The sequence below is a fragment of the Marinicauda pacifica genome (assembly GCF_004793635.1).
Lineage (GTDB): Bacteria > Pseudomonadota > Alphaproteobacteria > Caulobacterales > Maricaulaceae > Marinicauda > Marinicauda pacifica.
In genome coordinates, this window is the sequence record NZ_SRXV01000001.1 from 1083843 (window position 1) to 1102972 (window position 19130).

A 19130-nucleotide genomic window follows, 5' to 3' on the forward strand; every position below is an offset into this window, starting at 1 on the left:
GAAGGCAGAAGCGCCCCTTCCCGCACTGAGAATTCACCTTCAGACAGGAAAAGCGGCGGCAGACAGGAAAAGCGGCGGCGGAGTTTGCACCCCGCCGCCGCTCCGCCCGGATATCGCAGGCGCACTCAGTCCTGACGGTCGAACGCGTCGCGCAGTTCCGCGCTGGCCTGGGTGATCGCGGCCTGCGCCGCCGGCGTTCCGGCCAGGGCGTTCAGCATCACGAAGTCGTGGATCGTGCCGATATAGCGCGTCGAAGTGACAGCGACGCCGGCCTGGATGAGCTTGCGGGCATAGGCCTCACCTTCGTCACGCAGCAGATCGTTCTCGGCCACGATGACCGTTGCGGACGGCAGGCCGGCCAGATCCTCGACCGGGGCTTTCAACGGGAAGGCCAGAACCTCGCCGCGGCGGTCAGCCGGGTAGTTGGCGTCGAGAAAATAATGCATCGCCGCCTCGGTCAGGAAGGGACCGTCACCAAAGAGCGTGTAGGACCCGTTGGCCGAGATATCGTCGGTCACGGGATAGAACAGCACCTGGTGAATGATTTCGGGTCCGCCGCGCGCCTGGCTCATCATCGTGATCGCTGCGGCCATGTTGCCCCCGGCGCTGTCACCGGCAACGGCAATCCGGCCGGCATCGAGATTGAGCGCCGCGCCATGAGCCGCGACGTATTCGAGCGCAGCATAGCCTTGCTCGTTATTGTCCGGATAGATCAGCTCGGGCGCGTTGTCGTACTCGACGAAGACGACGGCCGCATTGGCCTGGGCGGACAGCTCGCGGATCAGATGATCGTGCGTGTTGCGGTCGCCCATCACCCACCCGCCCCCGTGAAAATACATCAGGACGGGAAGCACGCCTTCGGCGCCTTCCGGCCGGACGATGCGCACGCGCACCTCACCGGTCGGCCCCACCGGCCAGGTCAGGTCTTCGACCGTCGTCGGGGCGCTGGCGATGGCCGGCGACTGGACCGAAGCCAGGACCGCACGGGCGTCCGCGTAGGACAGGGTGTGGATCGGTGTGCCCGCGCTGGCGGCATCGACGAAGGCTTGCGTTTGCGGCTCGAGAACCGGCTGGGCGAAGGCGCTGGCGGACAAGAGGCTGGCCGCGGCGGCAGGCAGCAAGGTTTTCAACATCACGATTTCTCCATTTGTTTATTGCAATAACTGTTATCGCGATGTTGTTTTGCGCCGTGCGGTTATCCCTTGTCAAGACAATCTTTATCGCGGTAGTATTTTTCTTGTAACGCATTGAAATAATATATGTGGAAGGCACCGATCATGGAGAAGCACGCAGGTTTGGGCGGGCCGCTGGCTCTGGAAGAACACGTTTGCTATGCGATCTACGCGGCAAATCTGGCCATCCAGCGCACCTACAAGCCGCTGCTGGACAGCCTAGGGATCACCTACCCGCAATACCTGACCCTCAGCCTGCTCTGGGAGCGCGACGAGCGCAGCGTCAGCGAGCTGGCCCATCGTCTCGACCTGGAAGCCAGCACGCTTACCCCGATGGTCAAGCGGCTGGAAACGGCCGGGCTGGTGACACGGGACCGCAACCCGCGCGACGAGCGCCAGGTTCTGGTGCGCCTGACCGAAACGGGCGAAGCGCTGAAGGAGAAGGCAACCTGCATCCCGGCCTCCCTGCTTTCAAACTCCCGCTTGCCGATGGGCGACCTGATGGAGTTGAATCAGCTGGTTCGGGAGCTGCGCAACCGCCTGGTCGAAAAAGAGTGAGGCCGCCTGCCGCGCTTTTACGGCACGCGCTCCGTGCCGGCATTCAATCGGGGAGACGATCATGACCGTCCATTATGAAATCCGCGATCGCGTGGCGGTCATCACGCTGGATCGGCCCGAGGCGCGCAATGCGGTCGACGGCCCGACCGCCCGCGCCCTCGTCGACGCCTTCGAGCGCTTCGAGTCCGACGACGGCGCGGGTATTGCCATCCTGACCGGCGCCGGCGGCACGTTCTGCGCAGGCGCGGACCTGAAAGCCATCGGCACAGATAACATGAACCGGGTCGAGGAGACCGGCGACGGCCCGATGGGCCCGACCCGGATGCGCCTGTCCAAGCCGGTGATCGCCGCGATCGAGGGCCATGCCGTCGCCGGCGGACTGGAGCTCGCCCTCTGGTGCGACCTGCGCGTCGCGGCAAGGTCCGCCGTCTTCGGCGTCTTCTGCCGGCGCTTCGGCGTGCCGCTCATTGATGGCGGCACGATCCGCCTGCCCCGCCTGATCGGCCAGTCGCGCGCCATGGACATGATCCTGACCGGCCGCGCCGTCGAGGCCGAAGAAGCGCTTCAGATCGGCCTCGCCAACCGGGTGTGCGAGACCGGAGAGGCACTGAGCTGCGCCCTCGACCTCGCCGGCCGGATCGCCGGTTTTCCCGCCCGCTGCATGCGCAATGACCGCATGAGCGTGCTCGAACAATGGCCGCTGGACGAAGCCGGCGCACTCGTCAACGAAACCCGGCGCGGCCTCGACACGCTCGCCAGCGGAGAGACCCTTGAAGGAGCAAAGCGCTTCACCGGCGGCGAAGGCCGCGGCGGCCGGTTCTAGCGCCCATCACCTCCTGAAACCCCGGCCGAGCGAAGCGAGACCCGGGGCCTGATGACGGTATTATGAGCTCTCTCTCCCAGCGAAGGCTGGGACCCAGGAGAGGCCGCACTGCCGTCATCGGAGGACGGCACTCCACGATCTCTGGGTCCCGGATCAAGTCCGGGATGACGAAGTTTTTAATGCTTTGAAATAATTCCGGATTTCGTCATTCCGGCCGAGCAAAGCGAGAGCCGGAACCCAGAGAGGACAGGGCGACGTCATCGGATGACGGCACTTTATGTTCCCTGGATCCCAGCCTTCGCTGGGAAAGAGCATTTGTATTGTTTTGAATATCTGGCTCCCTTCACCCCACCCACACCCTCATGCTGAGGCGCGAGCATGGCGAGCCTCGAAGCATCGGATGGCGGGTGCGTAGCTCTCGACCGAGGCCCCGGCCTTTGCCGGGGAGCGGCCCCTTTTTTTCTGAAAACCCCGGCCAAGCCGCAGGCGCACCGCGCTTTGAGACACAAAAAAGCCGGCGCTCGTTCAAGCGCCGGCTTCTTGCTGGAGGTGAGCCCTCGCCTACTCCTCGTAATCGCCGAACGGGCGGTCGAGCAGGCCGGACAGGAAGATCGCGTTGGTCAGAACCCGCTCACTGCCTGCATACGTGCCGCGGAAGACCGGGTTGTCGGCGATCAGGACGACCGAGCCCTGCCCGTGACGGCGCGCGACCACGGCCGGCGTGCCCGCGATTTCGCCGATCCGGCGGTCGGAGGCATAGCCGGACAGGAGCGGCGCGTCGGTGTACTCGGAGACCACGGCATAGGGATCGCCCTCCGGACGCGTGAGGGTGGCGGTCATGTTGCGGTTCACCGCGAGCTGGCGGTCCGACAGGCCGTAGCCGATCGGGTTGGTGATATCGATATCGGTCTCGAACAGCGCCCCGCCGATGATGTGCTCGGCATCGCGCACGCCCATATCGGCAAAGTCGAGGCGTTCGGGCCGCGTCTCGTCGGGTACCGCCTCGCCGCTCTCGCCGGCCTCGGCGTCGCCGTCCTCGCCGGCCTCGAGCCCCAGAATGGCGCTCTGGGCCCACAGCGCGCCCTGGCGCGTCGCGATCAGCGTGCCGCCCTGTTCGGTGATCCACTGATTGACCCGCCCGGTGGCACTTTCGCTCAGCGCCGCATTACCGCCGACCAGCACCATGTGGGTGTAGCGCGACCAGTCCAGCCCGCCCAGATCGTCCTTCTGACGCAGCGTCACCGGCACGCGCATGCGGTAATCGAGCGTCCACCAGACCTCGCCGGCATCGTAGCTGGCCAGACCGTCATCGAAGAGCACGAGCACTTCGGGCCGCTCGACGGTGCGGAACACGTCCGCCGCGCCGAAATCGGCGCCCGAGGTCGGGGTGAAACCTGATGTCACCGCGTGAACGCGGATGCCGGTATCGTCGGTGATCGAGCGCACCAGCTCGTGGATGTCCGCACCGCCCATGTCCTGACGCGCCAGCGGCACGAAGACCGAACCGCGTGCAAACTCCAGTGTCCCGTCCGTGGTTTGGGCTTCAAAGGGCTCAGTCGCGACGCGCGCGAACAGGCCGGCATCGAGCACGGAGTAGAGCGCGCGCGGGGCCAGGCTGTCAGTCCAGGAGAAGACATAGCCATAGCTGGCGCGCGGCGGCACCGCCGGAGCCATCGCCCCGGTCGCGGCATCGCCCACCAGGTTGGCGCTGAACTGGCCGCCCAGCGGGGCATAATCCAGATCGTAGGCCAGCGGGAGCGTCCAGCCGGACACGTCGTAGAAGATATTCTCCTCAAACTCGGTCAGACGGTCGAACAGGCCCCGGATCATCCGGTACTGGGCCTGATTAAGGTCGACCACGAAGGAGTCCGCGGCAGCATAGGTCCGCCCGTCCACCTCGACATCGCGCGCCAGCGTATTGACCGCAATATCGTGCTGACGCAGCAGCTCGATGAAGCGCGCGGCGCGGCTCGCATCGCCGGGCGCGGAGAAGACATAGGCGCGCGCGCTGTCCTGGCGGGCCAGCTGGGCCACGTCCTCGAAGAAGCCGCGCTGGAAGTCGGTGATCGCCTCGCGCTGGGCAAGCGAGCCCTGCACGGTGGTCAGCGAGGTGCGGAAATGGGTGCGCACATTGTCGGCATGGCTCACCAGCCCGCGCTCGGACTCGATCTCCCCGCCCCTTGCCGCGCCGATCTCGAACAGGATGCCGAGCGAGCCGTTGACCTGGGGATAGGTCGAGCCCTTGCCGATGTAGAAATTGTCGAAGCCCTGCTCGGAGGTGTAGAGCCGCGCCTCGCTGTCCAGCCACTCGACATGGTGCTGGGCGATGCCCAGCGTCAGCTCGCGCGCCGTGTCGGGGATGAGCGGGTTCATCCGCGCCGGCTCGCCCGGGTGGAAGTAGAACGGGCTGTCGGTCCCCATCTCGTGGAAATCGGCCGAGACCATCGGCTTCCACTCATGCCATTTACGGATCCAGGCCTGGGGTTCGGGCTGGGTCAGCAGCAGCCACTGGCGGTTGAGATCGAACCAGTAGTGATTGGTGCGCGCCTTGGTCCACAGATCGTGCTGGGCATGGTCGGGATCGGAGACATTGGTATAGCCCCAGAACGTGTTGACGTGATCGATCCGGCGCGTGTGCCCGTCCGGATTGAAGATCGCCGTGACCAGGAGGACCGCCTCGTCCAGCGTCTCGGCCACCGCCTCGTCGTCCGCGGCGGCATAGTGATAGAGCAGCGGGATGGCGGCATCCATGCCGGCGCTTTCCGCCCCGTGCACGCCATAATTCAGCCAGATCGGCATCGGCGCGGCATCGGCCTCGGCTTCGCCCAGGCGGCGCTCGAGATGCGTCTCGCGGATCTCGTCCAGATTGGCGTGGTTGTCCGGGCTGGTGATGGTGAAGAACAGGATGGGCCGGTGCTCGTGGGAATAGCCGATCGTCTCGACATCGATCCGGTCGGACAGCTCGGCGAGCTGGCGCAGATAGTCGACCATCTGGCTGTGGCGCACGGGCCGCTCGCCGATCTCGAAGCCGAACACCTCTTCCGGCGTCGGGATCGCGCTGTCATAGGTGACGCCCTCGACCTGGAAGAAGCCGATGGGTTCCGCGCTGGCCGGCGCCGTTACGCCCGCCAGCAGGCAAAGTCCAAGACCTGCACGCACCAGTTGTTTCATTGATTTTCCCCGCGTTTTTCGCAATTTCTTTGGGCGGGAGGGTACAACGCTCACCCCCCGCGTCCAGCCCCGGTGATCACCGGTGCTAGCCATCGCGCCCGACCGCCTGTATGAGGGCGCGCAAACACTCCCCCGTCAAGGAAAGCCCGCCATGACCAGCCCGGTCGAAAATCTGCGTAATATCGCCATCGTCGCGCACGTCGACCACGGCAAGACCACCCTCGTCGACAAGCTGCTGCGCCAGTCCGGCACGCTCGGAGACCGCGGCGAAGACGTCGAACGCGTCATGGATTCCAACGACTTGGAGCGCGAGCGCGGCATCACCATCCTGGCCAAGAACACGGCTGTGAAGTGGCAGGACTACCGCATCAACATCGTCGACACGCCCGGCCACGCCGACTTTGGCGGCGAAGTCGAGCGCGTGCTGTCCATGGTCGATTCGGTGCTGCTGCTGGTCGACGCGGTCGACGGGCCGATGCCCCAGACCACTTTCGTGACGAAAAAAGCGCTGGCGCTCGGCCTGAAGCCGATCGTGGTCATCAACAAGATCGACCGCCCCGGCGCGCGTCCCGACTGGGTCGTGGACCAGACCTTCGACCTGTTCGACCGCCTCGGCGCCACCGACGAGCAGATGGATTTCCCGATCGTCTTCGCCTCGGCGCTTCAGGGCTGGGCGACGCTCGACCCGGAAACCCCGACCGAGAACATGGATCCGCTCTTCCAGACCATCGTCGACCGGGTCTCCGCGCCCGACGTGGATCCGGACGCTCCGCTCCAGCTTCAGGTCAGCGCGCTTGATTATTCCAGCTATACCGGCGTGATCGGCCTCGGACGCATCCGCCGCGGCACCCTGTCGAAGAACCAGCTGGTCGGCGTCGTCGGCGCCGACGGCAAGAGCCGCAAGGGCAAGGTACTCCAGGTGCTCGGCTTCCACGGCCTTCAGCGCGTGGAGACCGATCAGGCGAGCGCCGGCGACATCGTCATGTTCACCGGCGTCGATCCGCTCAACATCTCCGACACGGTCTGCCATCCCGACCATCTCGAAGGTCTGCCGCCGCTGGTCGTGGACGAGCCGACCATCTCGATGACCTTCCAGGTCAACGATTCTCCGTTTGCCGGGCGTGAAGGCAAGTACGTCACCTCGCGCCAGATCAAGGAGCGTCTTGACCGCGAGCTGATCTCCAACGTCGCCCTGCGCGTCGAGCAGCTGGACAATGCGGACAAGTTCCGCGTCGCCGGCCGCGGCGAACTCCACCTCTCCATCCTGATCGAGACAATGCGCCGCGAGGGCTTCGAGCTGGCGGTCGGCCGCCCCGAGGTCATCCTGAAGGAGATCGACGGCAAGATTCACGAGCCCTTCGAGACGCTGACCATCGATGTCGAGGAAGACCACCAGGGCTCGGTGATGGAGCGCATCGGTTCGCGCCGCGCCGAGATGAAGAACATGGTGCCGGACGGCAAGGGACGCGTGCGCCTGGAATACATCATCCCGACGCGCGGCCTGATCGGCTTCCGCTCCGAATTCCTGACCCTGACCCAGGGCTCCGGCCTGATGTTCCACGGCTTCGACCATTACGGCCCGCGCGGCGAAGGCGATGTCGGCCAGCGTCAGAAGGGCGCCATCGTGTCGATGGCCAGCGGCAAGGCGCTCGCCTTCGCCCTCTGGAACATCCAGGAGCGCGGCAAGCTCTTCATCGGCCACGGCACCGAGGTCTATGAAGGCATGGTGATCGGCATCAATGCGCGCGACGACGACATGCTGGTCAACCCGCTCAAGGGCAAGAAGCTGACCAATATGCGGGCCTCGGGCACCGACGAAGCCGTCGTGCTCGTCCCGCCGATCCGCGTCACGCTGGAGTTCGCGCTTCAGTTCATCAACGATGACGAACTGGTCGAGATCACGCCGGAATCCATCCGCATCCGCAAGAAGCTCCTGCTGGAGCACGAGCGCAAGAAAGCCAGCCGCGCGGCGTAGTCCCGTTCACGGCGCAACCTGACTGCTTCGTCATTCCGGGCGAGCCCGGGATGACGAAGGCGGGGCGGCTTGGGATAGCGCAGCGCCCTTCGCGATGCCGGGCGGGGCCGATCCTCTCCGGTCTCCTCCCACCCGTGAAATCCCGGGCCGCGCAGCGGACCCGGGACCTGACTGATCACGTGGCCCCGAGGCCCCGGCTCGGCGCCTGCGGCTTGGCCGGGGTTTCAGGTAAGAAAGCGAGCGTTTCGCCGTCTCTCAGATCCCAGGTCAAACCGGGAATGACGAAGGCGGGGTGGCTTAGGATAGCGCGGCGCCCTTCGCGCTGCCGGGCGGGGCCGATCCTCTCCCGTCTCCTCCCACCCTTGAAATCCCGGGCCGCGCAGCGGACCCGGGACCTGACTGATCACGTGGCCGCGAGGCCCCGGCTCGGCGCCTGCGGCTTGGCCGGGGTTTCAGGTCAGTCCGGCCGGCTCAGATTGGACCCTTCCAGCGTGTAGAAGGTCAGCGAGAGCGGATCGCCCTTCACGTAATTATAGCCCTCCAGCCGGCCGAGCTCGACCAGCGTACCGTTCGCCGCGTTGATCGCAGAGTTGAACACCGGCGCTTCGGCCGCATCCACGATGGCCAGCCCGCATTCGCGGTGGACCAGCAGGAAGTCCGCCGCCTGCTCGCCGTCATTGGCCAGCAGCGTGCCGGTCCCCAGATTGAAGGCGAGCGACGGCTCGCGATAACCGGCCACCGTGATCTCTACGAACTCGCAGCCCTCTGCTTCGATGGAGCGGGCCAGCACGCCCATGTCGCGTGAGGTCCACAGCGGCGTCACGCCGGGAATGGCAAAGGCGAAGGCGGCGGTATAGGTCGCGGCAGCCGCCACCCCGGTCGCCACCAGGCGATTGACGCTCGGCCGTCGCGCCAGCGCAAACACCGCCACCGCGGCCACCACGCCCAGAGCCAGCGTGACCGGCGCGATCACGCCCACCGGCATCTCGAAGAAAATCCGTCCGGCCAGCGGCACGGCGGCCACCACCAGGCCGGCGGCAATCGCCAGCCCGGCAAAGATCCAGAACGCGATGGATGCGGCACGCCGCGACAGCAGCACGTCGCGGCGCTCCATCCCGATCGCGATCAGCAACGCAATCGCGGGAAAGGCCGGCAGCGTGTAATGGGGCAGCTTGGTCGCGACCAGTTCGAAGACGATATAGGTCGGCAAGGCCCAGGCGATCAGGAACTTGACCCGGTCGTCGCTGCGATAGCGCCAGGCCGCCAGCACACCGAGAACGAGCAGGACCGAGCCTGGCCACAGCGTGACCGGGGACAACATCAGGTGATAGCCCAGCGGCCCGCCATGGGCCTCGTGCGCCTCGGTCACCTTGCCTAGCAGCGACCAGCCGACGGCCTTGGCCGCGAACGCCCAGTCGGTCATCAAATTGATCGCCAGGAACCAGGGCAGGAAGATCGCCAGCGCCAGCGCGATACCCGGCAGCGGCCGGACCTTCAGCAGGATCGACGCATCGCGTTTCCAGAGCGCATAGCCGCCCAGCGTCAGCGCCGTGACCATGAAGAAGATCGGTCCCTTGACCAGCAGGCTCGCCCCGATGGCCGCCCACAGCAAAGCGGGCCAGCCCAGAAACTTCGGCCGTGCGGACTCCTCACGCAGGACGATCATGGCCAGCGCCACCTGCGCGACCATGCCCAGCCCCAGAAGGATGGCGTCTGTCTTCGCGGTGCGCGCCTCCAGCGCCAGCATCAGGCTGATCGCCAGCACCAGTCCGGCACTGAAGCCTATCGTGGGTGAGAAAAGCCGGGCGCCCAGCCAGGCCGTCAGGGCCACCGCCAGCAGGGAGAAGGCCAGTCCGGGCAGGCGATGGGCGCCGATGGGCGCGTCCTCGCCGCCGAACGGCGCGGCGGCGATCGATTGCAGCCAGTACGTGCCGACCGGCTGCTTGTAGCGCGGCTCGGTCTGGAAGCGGATATCGATGAAGTCGCCCGTCTCCATCATCTGCACGCTGGCCTGGGCATAGCGGGACTCGTCCCGGTCCATGGCCGGGATGGAAAACAGCCCCGGCACGAAGGCGGCCAGCGCCAGCAGCATCAGGATGAGCCAGGCGCGCGGTGACAGTGTCGAATCGTGTCCGGTCGATGCCGGATCTTCCAGTGGAGCGTTCACGCCGCCTCTCCCTCCCCTGGGCGCGCCTCTCAGGAGGCCGCGCCCTGTCCGTCGCGCTGCGTGCCCGGCGGCGGGGATGTCCCGGCCCCCAGCACGAAATCGGGTGCGGGCACATGGGTGCGCCGCATGATCCAGATGACGCCCATCAGATCGAAGAATCCGGCCACGGCGCGTCCGAAATTGGTATATTTCGATTGTCCCGCCGCACGCGGCCTGTTGCGAACCGGCACATTCACCGTCTCATAGCCCAGATGACCGCTCAGCGCCGGCAGATAGCGGTGCAGCGCATCGAAGAAGGGCAGCACTAGGAAGAGATCGCGCGGGATGAGCTTCAGCCCGCAGGCCGTGTCCGGGCAATCGTCATTCAGAAGAGACCGGCGCAGGCCGTTGGCGATGCGCGAGGCCGTCTTGCGGCTGCCGCCATCGGTCCGGTTCTTCCGGTTCGCCGCCACGACGCCGACCGTGCCGATCGCCGTCAGGTCGATGGTGTCGATCATGTCGAGCATGGAGCGCGGATCGTCCTGGCCGTCCCCGTCCATCGTCGCGCACCACATCGCGCGCGCACACAACATGCCGGTGCGCAGCGCCGCGCTCTTGCCCGACCTGTTGGGATGCCGGACGACGCGCACGCGGCTGTCGGCGGCGGCGAGCGCGCCAAGGGCTCCGGCGGTATCGTCCGCGCTGCCATCGTCGACCACGATGATCTCGAACGTCGCAAGACGCTCCCCAACCACGTCGAGCGCCTCGCGCACCACGGTCTCGATCGTTTCAGCTTCGTTGAAGGCAGGGATGACGATCGAAAGCTGGGGCGCGGTCATCGGATAACGCTCTTCGTGACGGGGCGGCGCGGCCCGGGCCGACCGCGTTCAGATCAGCCCGCGTTCTACCGCGAAGCCTGACCGGATGCCACGTCTTGGGACAGAGTTTTTCAAGGCCGGACCCGGTTTGCGCCAAAGGCCTCTCCCAGCACCGTGCGGGCAGGCGGGCTTAAGCGCAGCGCCATCGCGTTCTCGCGCGCCTCGTAGGCCGGCCAGCCATTGCCCCACGCGAACGCCGCCCAGCTGGCGCCCGCCGTTTCGAACTGCGCGATTCGGCTCGCCAGATAATCGTCCTGTCCGGGCGCCGCATTGACGGCGCCAAATTCGAGACAGGCCCAGTCTCCGGCGGCCCGGGGCAAGTCCAGCTCCGCCCCGTCCCACCGCACGTCATCGCCCTGACCTTGATGGGTATAGTCGCGCGGCGTGTAGCTGTGAACCACGATCACCGGGTCCGGCCCCACGCGCCGGCGCAGCGCGTCGGCGCCCGCCATGTCCGCCCAGCCGCCGGGGCTCAGCAGGAGCGGCACGCCGGGATGGCGCCAGCCTTCGGCCAGGCGTTCGGCCATCGCGTCCCAGCGTCCGGGCAGGCCCAGCCAGTCATCATTGGGTTCGACCATGGCGAGAATCCCGGCGAGCGCCGGGGCATCGCCGAAGCGCTCCGCCGCCCAGTCCACCATCTCGACCCAGGCGGCCTGTTTGCGGGCCTCGCGCCACACGCTGTCGTCATAGAGCTGGCGCGGATACCAGACCTCTTCGGGATGAAAGGCGAAGGCGCTGCGGCCCGGACCGGTTCGAAAGCCGAGCACGGTGTAGAGGCCTTGGCGCTCGCAGCGCGCCAGCCACGTCTCGATCTCGGCGACGATGGCCGGGTCGGGCGCGAACGGAGCCGCTTCGCTGAACGGGCCGGGCCCCGACCAGACGGCCAGATTGGCACCGGCCTCGCGCAGCCCGGACAGGGCCTCGTCCGTGATCGGAGCGCCGACCGGGCCGGAGCCCAGGAAATCGCGTCCGTCGAGATCGGGATAGACCCGGCGCTGGGCGAAGACCGCGCCCCGAAGCAAAGGACCACCGGCCACCGACCAGAGCGCGCGTCTTGAGGCTGGCTCTTCGGACGACCCCAGCCTCAATCCGTCGGGGCGCGCCAAAGCGGGACTTATCCCCGCCCCCAGCAGCGCACTTATCCCCCCCGCGGCCAGCCCGGCGAGCAGCTCGCGGCGGCCGGTCATGCCGGCCGGAAGGAGGTCATCCGGTCGAGCCTACGCATTGCCCGGCCGGGCAGAGTCGAGACCGGACCCAGCGGCAGGGCGCGCGCCGAAGCGTCAATGCCGTTTGCCAGCGTTCTAGCTGCACCGAGCAGGGAGGTAGTGGCGACATAGCCGGACAGTAGCGGAATCTGCCATGACGCCAGGTCCGACTTGAACGCATACTCGCCCGGCCCGAGATGGACTTGCGCGATGCCGTCCTGGCTGACGTGCTCGCAAATCTTCATCAGCAGCGCGAGACCCGGACCGAAGCTGGAAAACTCCGGGTCATACACGGGAAACCAGTAGTGCAGGACCGAGCTGGAGCGCATTCCCACATGGATGGCCGCCAGCCTGCCGCCGATCTCGAGGCTGGAGACAAGTCCGTGGCAATCCTCCCCCTCGTCGTGGACAAGCGTTTTGAGGAGGTTTCGCGTCCAGTCCACTGAAAACGCGTCGAAATGTCCGGTTCGCACATATTGCGCCGACTTCCAGGCGAGCGCGGTCTCGAAGACCTCCTCGCGCCGGTCGTCGGGCCGGAAAACATAGCCCCCATCGGCCTTTTCCAGCTTCTTCTGGCGCGAGCGCAGATTGCGGAACGCTTTCGGCTCGATGGCGCTGCGCGTCTCCACGAACGCGTCGTATCCGTCGGATAGATCGATCACCCAGGAGCCGTCCTCGCCGCGCGCGCCGGCCCGGAAGGCGCGCTGATGGCCCGGCACCCCGAAGAAATCGAAAACCGATATCCCCCCCGCACTCAAAAGGGCCTTCAGGTCGATGGCCTGTCCCGGCGCCGCGATCAGCCCGTGATGGTCGCCAAACGGCCCGCCGACCGGCCTTGCGTGACCCAGAATTCCGACCTGCAACGGCAGGAAGGCAATGATTTCATTGTTTTCACGCGCGACCAGAACTCGGACATCATTCCGTACACGGCTTACCGCCTGAACAAATCCGAGCGAGAAGTACGGACTGGCAAGGCCCGGATCGGCCGCGCGCAAGCGGCGCCACGCGGCCCGGTCTTCAGGTCCAAGCTCTTGAACCTTCTTGTTCTCCACCTGGAGCATCGGTCCAACGTCCTGCTTTAGCGGCTCTTTTGTCTCGAGCCAAACTGATACATCCCCGCCGGTTAAGGCAGTCTTCAGCCCTCTTCCTGCATACTTCGTACCGAATTGACCGGCTGGTCAGCGCCCTCGCCCCGGCCCGGAGTTTGCATCTTCGCCGGCAACTCTATCCACGTCGCGAAATCGGGACACCGCCGCCTCATGTTGAACCGCCATCTGATCGCATATTTGCCGGTATACCTGGCCCAGGCGATTGTCGGGTTCGGCGGCGTGGTGGTCTTCACGCGCATCCTGACGCCGGACGAATACGGCCAGTACTCCCTCATTCTGGTGGCGGCCTCGCTGATCGGGACGGCGCTGTTCAGCTGGCTCGACGCGGCGGTCGCACGCTTCCACGCCCGCGCCGCGGCGCGGGGCCGCTTCAAGCCTCATTTCGCAACCGCCATAAGGGTTTACCTGTTCCTCGGCGTGGCCACTGCCGCGCTGCTGGGCCTCGCCATCGCGTTCAGCCCGCTCAGCCCCGCCATGAAAAGCGCATCAGGCTTTGCGGTCGGTCATCTGGTTATCCGCTCTGCCCTCTCCCTGTCGCTGGTCACACGGCGCGCGGCAGGCGAAGCGGTGCGCTATTCCATCCTGCAAAGCCTTACACTGGTTGGCGGATTCGCGCTGGGCATCGTCTTCACCCTGGCCGGCGGGCTGGGTCCGGCCGGGCCGTTCGCCGGCATGGCCCTCGCCGCCCTCATCGCGTGCCTGATCGACCTGCCCGTGCTGCTCAGCGGCGCGAAGCCCGACCGGGCCAGCGGCGTGCGGGCCATGACCTTCCTGGCCTATGGCGCTCCCGTCGCCTTCTCCCTGATGTTCGAATATCTGCTGTCTACCGGAGACCGCTTTGTTATTGCAGGCTTTCTCGGCAATGCCGCGACCGGCGCCTACGCCGCGGGCTACGGCATTGCGGACCGCTCGCTCGACATCGTCTTCATCTGGCTCGGCGCCGCCGCCGGCCCGCTGGCGATCACCGCTCTGGAAACCGAGGGCCCCGCCGCAGCCCGGCGCGTGATGAAGCAGGCCGGCGCGCTGATGGGCCTCATCGGCTTTCCGGCTGCGCTCGGCCTCGCGCTCGTCGCCGAGCCTCTGGCCCGCCTGATGATCGCGCCGGAGATCGCCGCCCAGGCCGCGGCCATCATGCCCTGGATCGCGCTCGCCGGGCTCCTGAACGGGCTCATGACCTACTACTTCCACGAGGCCTTCATCCTGGGGCGTCAGCCGCGCGCGATGGCGCTCACCATGATGGCGGGCGCGGCTTTCAACTTGATTTTGAACCTCTTTCTGGTGCCGGCCTTCGGCATCGCCGGCGCCGCGATCGCGACCGTCATCGCCTATGCCGTCTCGCTTCTGGCCTGCGCGCTGCTCGGGCAGCGCACCTTCGCCCTGCCCCTGCCGGTTGCCGACTGGATCAAGGCGGGCGCAGCCGCGGTCATCATGGGCGCGGCAATTCTCGCGCTGCCGGAGTTCGGCCCGGCCCTGGTCGACCTGGTGTCGCGCGTCGCAGTCGGCGTCGGCGTGTTCGTGCCGCTCGCCCTCGTCTTCAATATTGCCGGCTGCCGGAATTTCCTTCCCGGCATCGGCCGTCCGCTCCGGGAGGCCATCTCATGAGTCCGCCCCTCTTTCACGAAGTGCGCAACGCCCGGTCAGCCCGGCAGGGGACGCCTGCCCTGTCAGTGCTGATACCGTTCTACAAGGACGATCCGCGTACGCTGATAGACGCACTGGCGCGCGAAGACGCCGATATCGAGATCGTCCTTTTCGACGATGGGCAACCGGACCCCGCGCTCAACGCCGCCGTAACGGCTGCGGTACTGGCCAGCCGCGCCCCGGCCCGCCTCGTCAGCGCGCGCACCAATCTCGGCCGCGCCTCCGGGCGCAACACGCTGGCAGGCCGGGCTCGCGCAGACTGGCTGCTTTTCCTGGATGCTGACATGTCGATACCGACCGGCTTCATCCGCGACTGGCTCGGCGCCATCTCGAACCGGCAAGACTTCGACGCCGCGTTCGGCGGCTTTGAGCTGCCGGACCAGATCGCCCGCGAACACCGCGTCCACGCGGCACTGGCAAGCGCCGGGGACGTGGCCTCGGCCGCACAGCGCAGCCGGATCGGCACCTCGGCCTTCTGCAGCTCCAACCTGCTCGTGCGCCGCTCGCTCATGGGCGAAGTGGCCTTCGACACAGGGTTTTCCGGCTGGGGCTGGGAAGATGTGGACTGGGCCGCCCGCGCGGCGAAGAAGGCCCGGCTGGTCCATCTCGACATTCCGGCCAGCCATGTCGGCTTGCACACCGTCGGCGAACTCCTCGCCAAGTATGACGATGGCGGCGCGAATTTCGCGCGCTTCCTGGAACGCAATCGCGAAATGACCCGTCTGCCGGGCGCGCGCTGGGCGCGTCTCGTACGCCGGCTGCGCCTCGCCCGCCCGATGAGGACAGTCATGCGCCGGGCAGCACTCACGGAGGCGTTGCCGGTGCGCCTGCGTGTCCTGGCAATCAAATTCTACCGCGCGGCACGCGCAGCGGAGGCCATGCAATGAACGACACCTACATCCCGTCCGGCGGCCCGGCAGGCAAGCTACGCAGGCTCGCAGCCCGTCAGCTGGCCCGCCAGCCCTTGCAGATCGTGCTGAACCGCGCGCTCATCTCCTTCACATTCGACGACTTCCCGCGTTCGGCCGCCTGGACGGGCGCCGACATCCTGGAACGCTTCGGCTGGCGGGCCACCTATTTCGCGGCAGCCGGATATGCCGGCTCGCAAAACCATCTCGGCGCGCTGTTCAAGCCGGGCGATCTTCTGCGCCTTCGCACAGCCGGGCACGAGATCGGTTGCCACACCTACGGCCATCTGGATTCCGGCTGCGCGCCGGTCGAGGCTGTGATGGCCGATTGCGCCCGGAACCGGCGCGCCCTCGCTGCCATGGGCCATGAGAGCGAACTCGGCGTCTTTGCCTTTCCCTATGGCGAGGCGAGCCCGGCCACAAAGAAAGCCCTGTCGCAGCGCTATCGCGCCTTGCGCGGCGTGCAACCCGGCATCAATAGGGGACATGCGGACCGCGCACTGCTGAAGGCCGTGCCGCTCGACGGCGGCAAAGCCGGTCTGGCACGCGCCCTCGACGCGGTCCGTGACGCGGCCGCCAACCCTGGCTGGCTCATCTTCTACGGTCACGATGTCAGCGAGCGGCCCAGCCAGTGGGGATGCACACCGGATTTCCTGGACGAGGTCTGCCAGCTCGCCGCAGACCTGTCCTGCCGCGTGATGACGATGGGAGACGCGCTGACCCGGATCGAAACTCCGCAGGCCGAGCGCGTCTCGTGAGCGTCACGGTCCTGGTTCCGACCTTCCGCCGGCCGGACGGGCTGGCCCGCGCGCTGCGCAGCCTGTTCACCCAGACCGTACGTCCAGACCAGATCGTTGTCGTAGACAACGCGCCCGAAGGCGGCGCCCGTTCGGTCACCGAGGCCCTGGCCTCGGCGAGCCCGGTCGTGATCGACTATGTCCACGAGCCCCGGGCCGGAGTCGCCAATGCGCGCAATGCCGGATTTGAGGCTGCACGTGGCCGCTTCCTAGTCCAGCTCGACGATGATGAAAGCGCCGCGCCGCACTGGCTGGAAAGCCTGCTGATCGCCCGTGACAGGCTGAATGCGGCCGTCGTGTTTGGCCCGGTGCGTGCCCAGGCGCCGGCATCGACCGGCAGCCGCGCGAGAGTCCGTAACGCGTACATTTCGCGCCTCTATTCGCGCACGGGTCCGGACGTCGACCAGGTTCTGACCCGGCCTCGCGGATGCGGCAACTCGCTCATCGACCGGCGCGAGGTCTCTCTGCCCGAGCCGCCTTTCGATCCGGTCGCGAACGAGACCGGAGGCGAAGACGATATTCTGTTTGCCGCCTTGTCCCGGGACGGCGCGCGCTTCGGGTGGGCGGCCGGGGCCGAAGTCATCGAACATGTGGAGCCGCGACGTGCGAACTGGCGTCACCTGCTCTTGCGCAGCTTCGCCTACGGGCAGGGGCCGAGCCAGAATTGCTTCAGACGCGCGCAGCCGGACTGGCCCGGGCTGGCGGCCTGGATGGCGATCGGAGCGGCTCAGCTGCTGGTCTACGGCCTGTGTGCCCTCCCCGCCCGGCTGATCAGCGCGCGCGCGTGCGCCGCGTGTCTGGACCGGACCGCCAAAGGCGCCGGCAAGCTAGTCTGGATGGAGCGTTTCGAGCCGCGCTTCTACGGCGCCTCGCACGCCTGATCGCGCGGCGCGGCCAGCTTGGTCGTAACCGTTACCAGCAGCACCCAGACCAGGCTGTTTTGCTGGAGCATGTTGCTTTCACTGACGCTGATCAGACCCCAGGTCACCATGAAGGTCAGCGCGAAATAGGTTTCGTTGCCGGAAAGCAGGCGCAGCACGCCCTGCCCGAGGGCGCGCAGGAAAACGAAGGCACCCAGTACGAGGCCGGGCAAGCCGAGCGCCAGCGCGGTTTCGATCCAGGCATTGTGAGCGGTCGGCACATCCCACTCCGTTGCCTTGCGCAGCCAGTGCACCGGCCCGTCTTCGGCCGCCCAGAACGCGCCATATCCAAAGCCGGTCCAGGGCGCCTGCCCGATCACATCGATCAGTCCTGCCCAGATGGGAATCCGCCCCGTCAGGGACGGATCGCGGCCCAGCGCTTCGAGGATGGCTGCGGGACCGATAATCAGCGCGATCACACCCGCCGCCAGACCCAGTGCTGCAGTCACCAGAGTCACGGCGGCAAAGGTGAAATCGCGTCGCACCAGGGCGATGGCGAGCGGACCGCCCAACGCCACGAGGCTCGCCAGCAACGCCGTCTTCGAGGTGGAGAGCAGGACCAGAAGCAGCGCGAGCGGCGCCAGAGCGCGCCAGACCCATGCGTAGCGCGGGTCGATCGCTCCGGCGGAGACAAAAACAAGCAGCGCCCAGGCCATCAGGGCGCCCAGCGTGTTCTTCTCCCACCACAGCCCTTTCCAGGCGCCGGGATGGATTTCCTGCATGATGCCAAACCCCGGCACCGCGAGCCCGGCGACGAAGCTCATGACGGCAAGCAGGGCAAAGAGCGCGCCGAGGACACGCAGCAGGTCGCGCCATGAGAAGGCGGCGGCCAGCCAGATACCGAACAGCGTGGTCATGAAGATGGCAAAGCTGCGGCGGAGCGTCAGCGCCGGATCGAGCGACCAGGCCGTGGACAGCACGGTCAACGCCGCCAGGGCCAGTACCGGCCATCCGTAGGCAAGATAGCGCAATGAAGCGCCGGGCCGGCTCAGCATCAGGACCAGGGTCAGCGCGTAGACCGGCGGCCAGATGAGCCGGAGGATCGGGGCGCCCTCGGGATCGGCAGGGTCGGCCAGAAGCGGACCGAGAAGCGCCTGGGAGAAGAGGAACAGCAGCACGACGGCAACGGCGCCTTCGATCACAGGCAAGCCGGTCAGAACAGGAGTCTGGCTGCGCCAGCGCTCGGCCAGACGGGCCGCGCTCACCGGGTGGCCTGTTCCGGGGCGCGGTTGAGGATCACCCCGAGCACCTCGCCGCCGGCGTGCTCGATCTCGTCAGCCAGCGAATCGGCCATCGCGCGCGTGGTCGTCTTTGCATCGCCCACGAGGATTACCCCGTCCACATCCGCGCAAAGCGCTGTGGCCGCCGGGCTGTCGCAGGGAATGTCGATGAGGGCCAGCCCGCAGGCGTCACGGACACGGTCCCAATAGGCAGGAGCTGACGCGAACGTCACCCGGCGAACCTCACCGGGATCGCGTTCAAACACCGAAATCAGGACCGGCGCCGCATCGACCTTGCGAAGCGCCAGGCGTCCAGCGCCCTCCGGCTCGGAGCGCCAGAAGCGTTCAGCACCAAGGTCCGCGCTATAGGCCGCCCCGTTCATCCGCGTGCGTGTGGACTGGGGGTTCGCGCCGAAATCGAGATCGAAAAGCCAAACTGGCCGCGCCGATTCCCGGGCCGCGTTCGCGGCCAGGCGGGCGCAGATGAAGGACGCCCCCGCCCCCGGCGTGATCGGAACGACCATATAGGCACGCCCGCGCGCCTCACGCGTGGTGAGGCGCCGCGACAGATCTTCCAGTTGCGCGCGGGCGGACATGCTGAGCCAGG

At 66.9% G+C, this 19130-nt stretch carries 15 protein-coding genes; 7 read left to right on the forward strand and 8 right to left on the reverse strand.

Features of this window, described 5'->3' with window-relative positions; genetic code table 11:
* Nucleotides 1–125: 125 nt before the first annotated feature.
* Complete coding sequence (locus E5162_RS05215; protein ID WP_135943869.1) at nt 126–1139, reverse strand: alpha/beta hydrolase; 1014 nt, start codon at nt 1137–1139, stop codon at nt 126–128.
* A gap of 138 nt (nt 1140–1277) precedes the next feature.
* Between E5162_RS05215 and E5162_RS05220 the strand changes: the two genes are divergently transcribed.
* Together E5162_RS05220 and E5162_RS05225 are read left to right on the forward strand one after the other, a co-directional pair.
* A complete protein-coding gene (locus E5162_RS05220; RefSeq protein WP_135943870.1) occupies nt 1278–1730 on the forward strand; it encodes a MarR family winged helix-turn-helix transcriptional regulator in 453 nt (150 codons plus the stop codon).
* A 61-nt stretch (nt 1731–1791) separates the two neighbouring features.
* Nucleotides 1792–2553 carry a crotonase/enoyl-CoA hydratase family protein gene (locus E5162_RS05225; RefSeq protein WP_135943871.1) on the forward strand — a complete coding sequence of 254 codons (762 nt, stop codon included), beginning with the start codon at nt 1792–1794 and terminating at the stop codon, nt 2551–2553.
* A 561-nt stretch (nt 2554–3114) separates the two neighbouring features.
* Here E5162_RS05225 and E5162_RS05230 read toward each other — a convergent pair.
* Nucleotides 3115–5724 (reverse strand): M14 family zinc carboxypeptidase, encoded by a 2610-nt coding sequence (locus E5162_RS05230; protein WP_135943872.1) that lies wholly within the window; start codon nt 5722–5724, stop codon nt 3115–3117.
* 151 nt (nt 5725–5875) lie between these two features.
* Between E5162_RS05230 and typA the strand changes: the two genes are divergently transcribed.
* On the forward strand, nt 5876–7699 hold the full coding sequence (typA, locus tag E5162_RS05235) for a translational GTPase TypA (RefSeq protein WP_135943873.1): 1824 nt from the start codon (nt 5876–5878) through the stop codon (nt 7697–7699).
* A 457-nt stretch (nt 7700–8156) separates the two neighbouring features.
* Here typA and E5162_RS05240 read toward each other — a convergent pair whose 3' ends face one another.
* The 4 genes from E5162_RS05240 to E5162_RS05255 form a co-directional block, all read right to left on the reverse strand.
* Nucleotides 8157–9866: an ArnT family glycosyltransferase gene (locus E5162_RS05240; RefSeq protein ID WP_233342151.1), complete on the reverse strand. Its 1710-nt coding sequence runs from the start codon at nt 9864–9866 to the stop codon at nt 8157–8159.
* A gap of 29 nt (nt 9867–9895) precedes the next feature.
* On the reverse strand, nt 9896–10684 hold the full coding sequence (locus E5162_RS05245) for a glycosyltransferase family 2 protein (RefSeq protein ID WP_135943874.1): 789 nt from the start codon (nt 10682–10684) through the stop codon (nt 9896–9898).
* A gap of 110 nt (nt 10685–10794) precedes the next feature.
* Entirely contained in the window at nt 10795–11910 is a 1116-nt protein-coding gene (locus tag E5162_RS05250) for a glycoside hydrolase family 5 protein (protein ID WP_135943875.1), read from the reverse strand.
* Nucleotides 11907–12989: a GNAT family N-acetyltransferase gene (locus tag E5162_RS05255; protein ID WP_135943876.1), complete on the reverse strand. Its 1083-nt coding sequence runs from the start codon at nt 12987–12989 to the stop codon at nt 11907–11909. Before E5162_RS05255 ends, E5162_RS05250 begins: the two co-directional genes overlap by 4 nt.
* Before the next feature lie 198 nt (nt 12990–13187).
* Between E5162_RS05255 and E5162_RS05260 the strand changes: the two genes are divergently transcribed.
* Genes E5162_RS05260 through E5162_RS05275 form a run of 4 tightly spaced genes read left to right on the forward strand, consistent with a single transcriptional unit; the run spans nt 13188 to nt 17264 of the window.
* On the forward strand, nt 13188–14639 hold the full coding sequence (locus E5162_RS05260) for an oligosaccharide flippase family protein (protein ID WP_135943877.1): 1452 nt from the start codon (nt 13188–13190) through the stop codon (nt 14637–14639).
* A complete protein-coding gene (locus E5162_RS05265) occupies nt 14636–15565 on the forward strand; it encodes a glycosyltransferase family 2 protein (RefSeq protein ID WP_135943878.1) in 930 nt (309 codons plus the stop codon). Before E5162_RS05260 ends, E5162_RS05265 begins: the two co-directional genes overlap by 4 nt.
* Nucleotides 15562–16344, forward strand: coding sequence for a polysaccharide deacetylase family protein (locus E5162_RS05270; protein ID WP_135943879.1), 783 nt, complete (start codon nt 15562–15564; stop codon nt 16342–16344). Before E5162_RS05265 ends, E5162_RS05270 begins: the two co-directional genes overlap by 4 nt.
* Nucleotides 16341–17264 (forward strand): glycosyltransferase family 2 protein, encoded by a 924-nt coding sequence (locus E5162_RS05275; RefSeq protein WP_135943880.1) that lies wholly within the window; start codon nt 16341–16343, stop codon nt 17262–17264. Before E5162_RS05270 ends, E5162_RS05275 begins: the two co-directional genes overlap by 4 nt.
* On the opposite strand, the gene E5162_RS05280 is transcribed toward E5162_RS05275, so the two are convergent.
* Nucleotides 17243–18508, reverse strand: coding sequence for an O-antigen ligase family protein (locus E5162_RS05280; RefSeq protein WP_135943881.1), 1266 nt, complete (start codon nt 18506–18508; stop codon nt 17243–17245). The two genes, E5162_RS05275 and E5162_RS05280, sit on opposite strands and share 22 nt — an antisense overlap.
* Nucleotides 18505–19119, reverse strand: a complete 615-nt coding sequence (locus tag E5162_RS05285; protein WP_135943882.1) for a hypothetical protein — start codon at nt 19117–19119, stop codon at nt 18505–18507. The genes E5162_RS05280 and E5162_RS05285 overlap by 4 nt, the downstream gene beginning before the upstream one ends.
* Nucleotides 19120–19130 lie beyond the last annotated feature (11 nt).

Coding starts and splice junctions, on each gene's coding strand:
- E5162_RS05220 (WP_135943870.1), top strand. CDS start 1,278: ATGGAGAAGCACGCAGGTTTGGGCGGGCCGCTGGCTCTGGAAGAACAC.
- E5162_RS05230 (WP_135943872.1), bottom strand. CDS start 5,724: ATGAAACAACTGGTGCGTGCAGGTCTTGGACTTTGCCTGCTGGCGGGC.
- E5162_RS05255 (WP_135943876.1), bottom strand. CDS start 12,989: ATGCTCCAGGTGGAGAACAAGAAGGTTCAAGAGCTTGGACCTGAAGAC.
- E5162_RS05250 (WP_135943875.1), bottom strand. CDS start 11,910: ATGACCGGCCGCCGCGAGCTGCTCGCCGGGCTGGCCGCGGGGGGGATA.
- E5162_RS05245 (WP_135943874.1), bottom strand. CDS start 10,684: ATGACCGCGCCCCAGCTTTCGATCGTCATCCCTGCCTTCAACGAAGCT.
- E5162_RS05265 (WP_135943878.1), top strand. CDS start 14,636: ATGAGTCCGCCCCTCTTTCACGAAGTGCGCAACGCCCGGTCAGCCCGG.
- E5162_RS05270 (WP_135943879.1), top strand. CDS start 15,562: ATGAACGACACCTACATCCCGTCCGGCGGCCCGGCAGGCAAGCTACGC.
- E5162_RS05225 (WP_135943871.1), top strand. CDS start 1,792: ATGACCGTCCATTATGAAATCCGCGATCGCGTGGCGGTCATCACGCTG.
- E5162_RS05285 (WP_135943882.1), bottom strand. CDS start 19,119: ATGTCCGCCCGCGCGCAACTGGAAGATCTGTCGCGGCGCCTCACCACG.
- typA (WP_135943873.1), top strand. CDS start 5,876: ATGACCAGCCCGGTCGAAAATCTGCGTAATATCGCCATCGTCGCGCAC.
- E5162_RS05260 (WP_135943877.1), top strand. CDS start 13,188: ATGTTGAACCGCCATCTGATCGCATATTTGCCGGTATACCTGGCCCAG.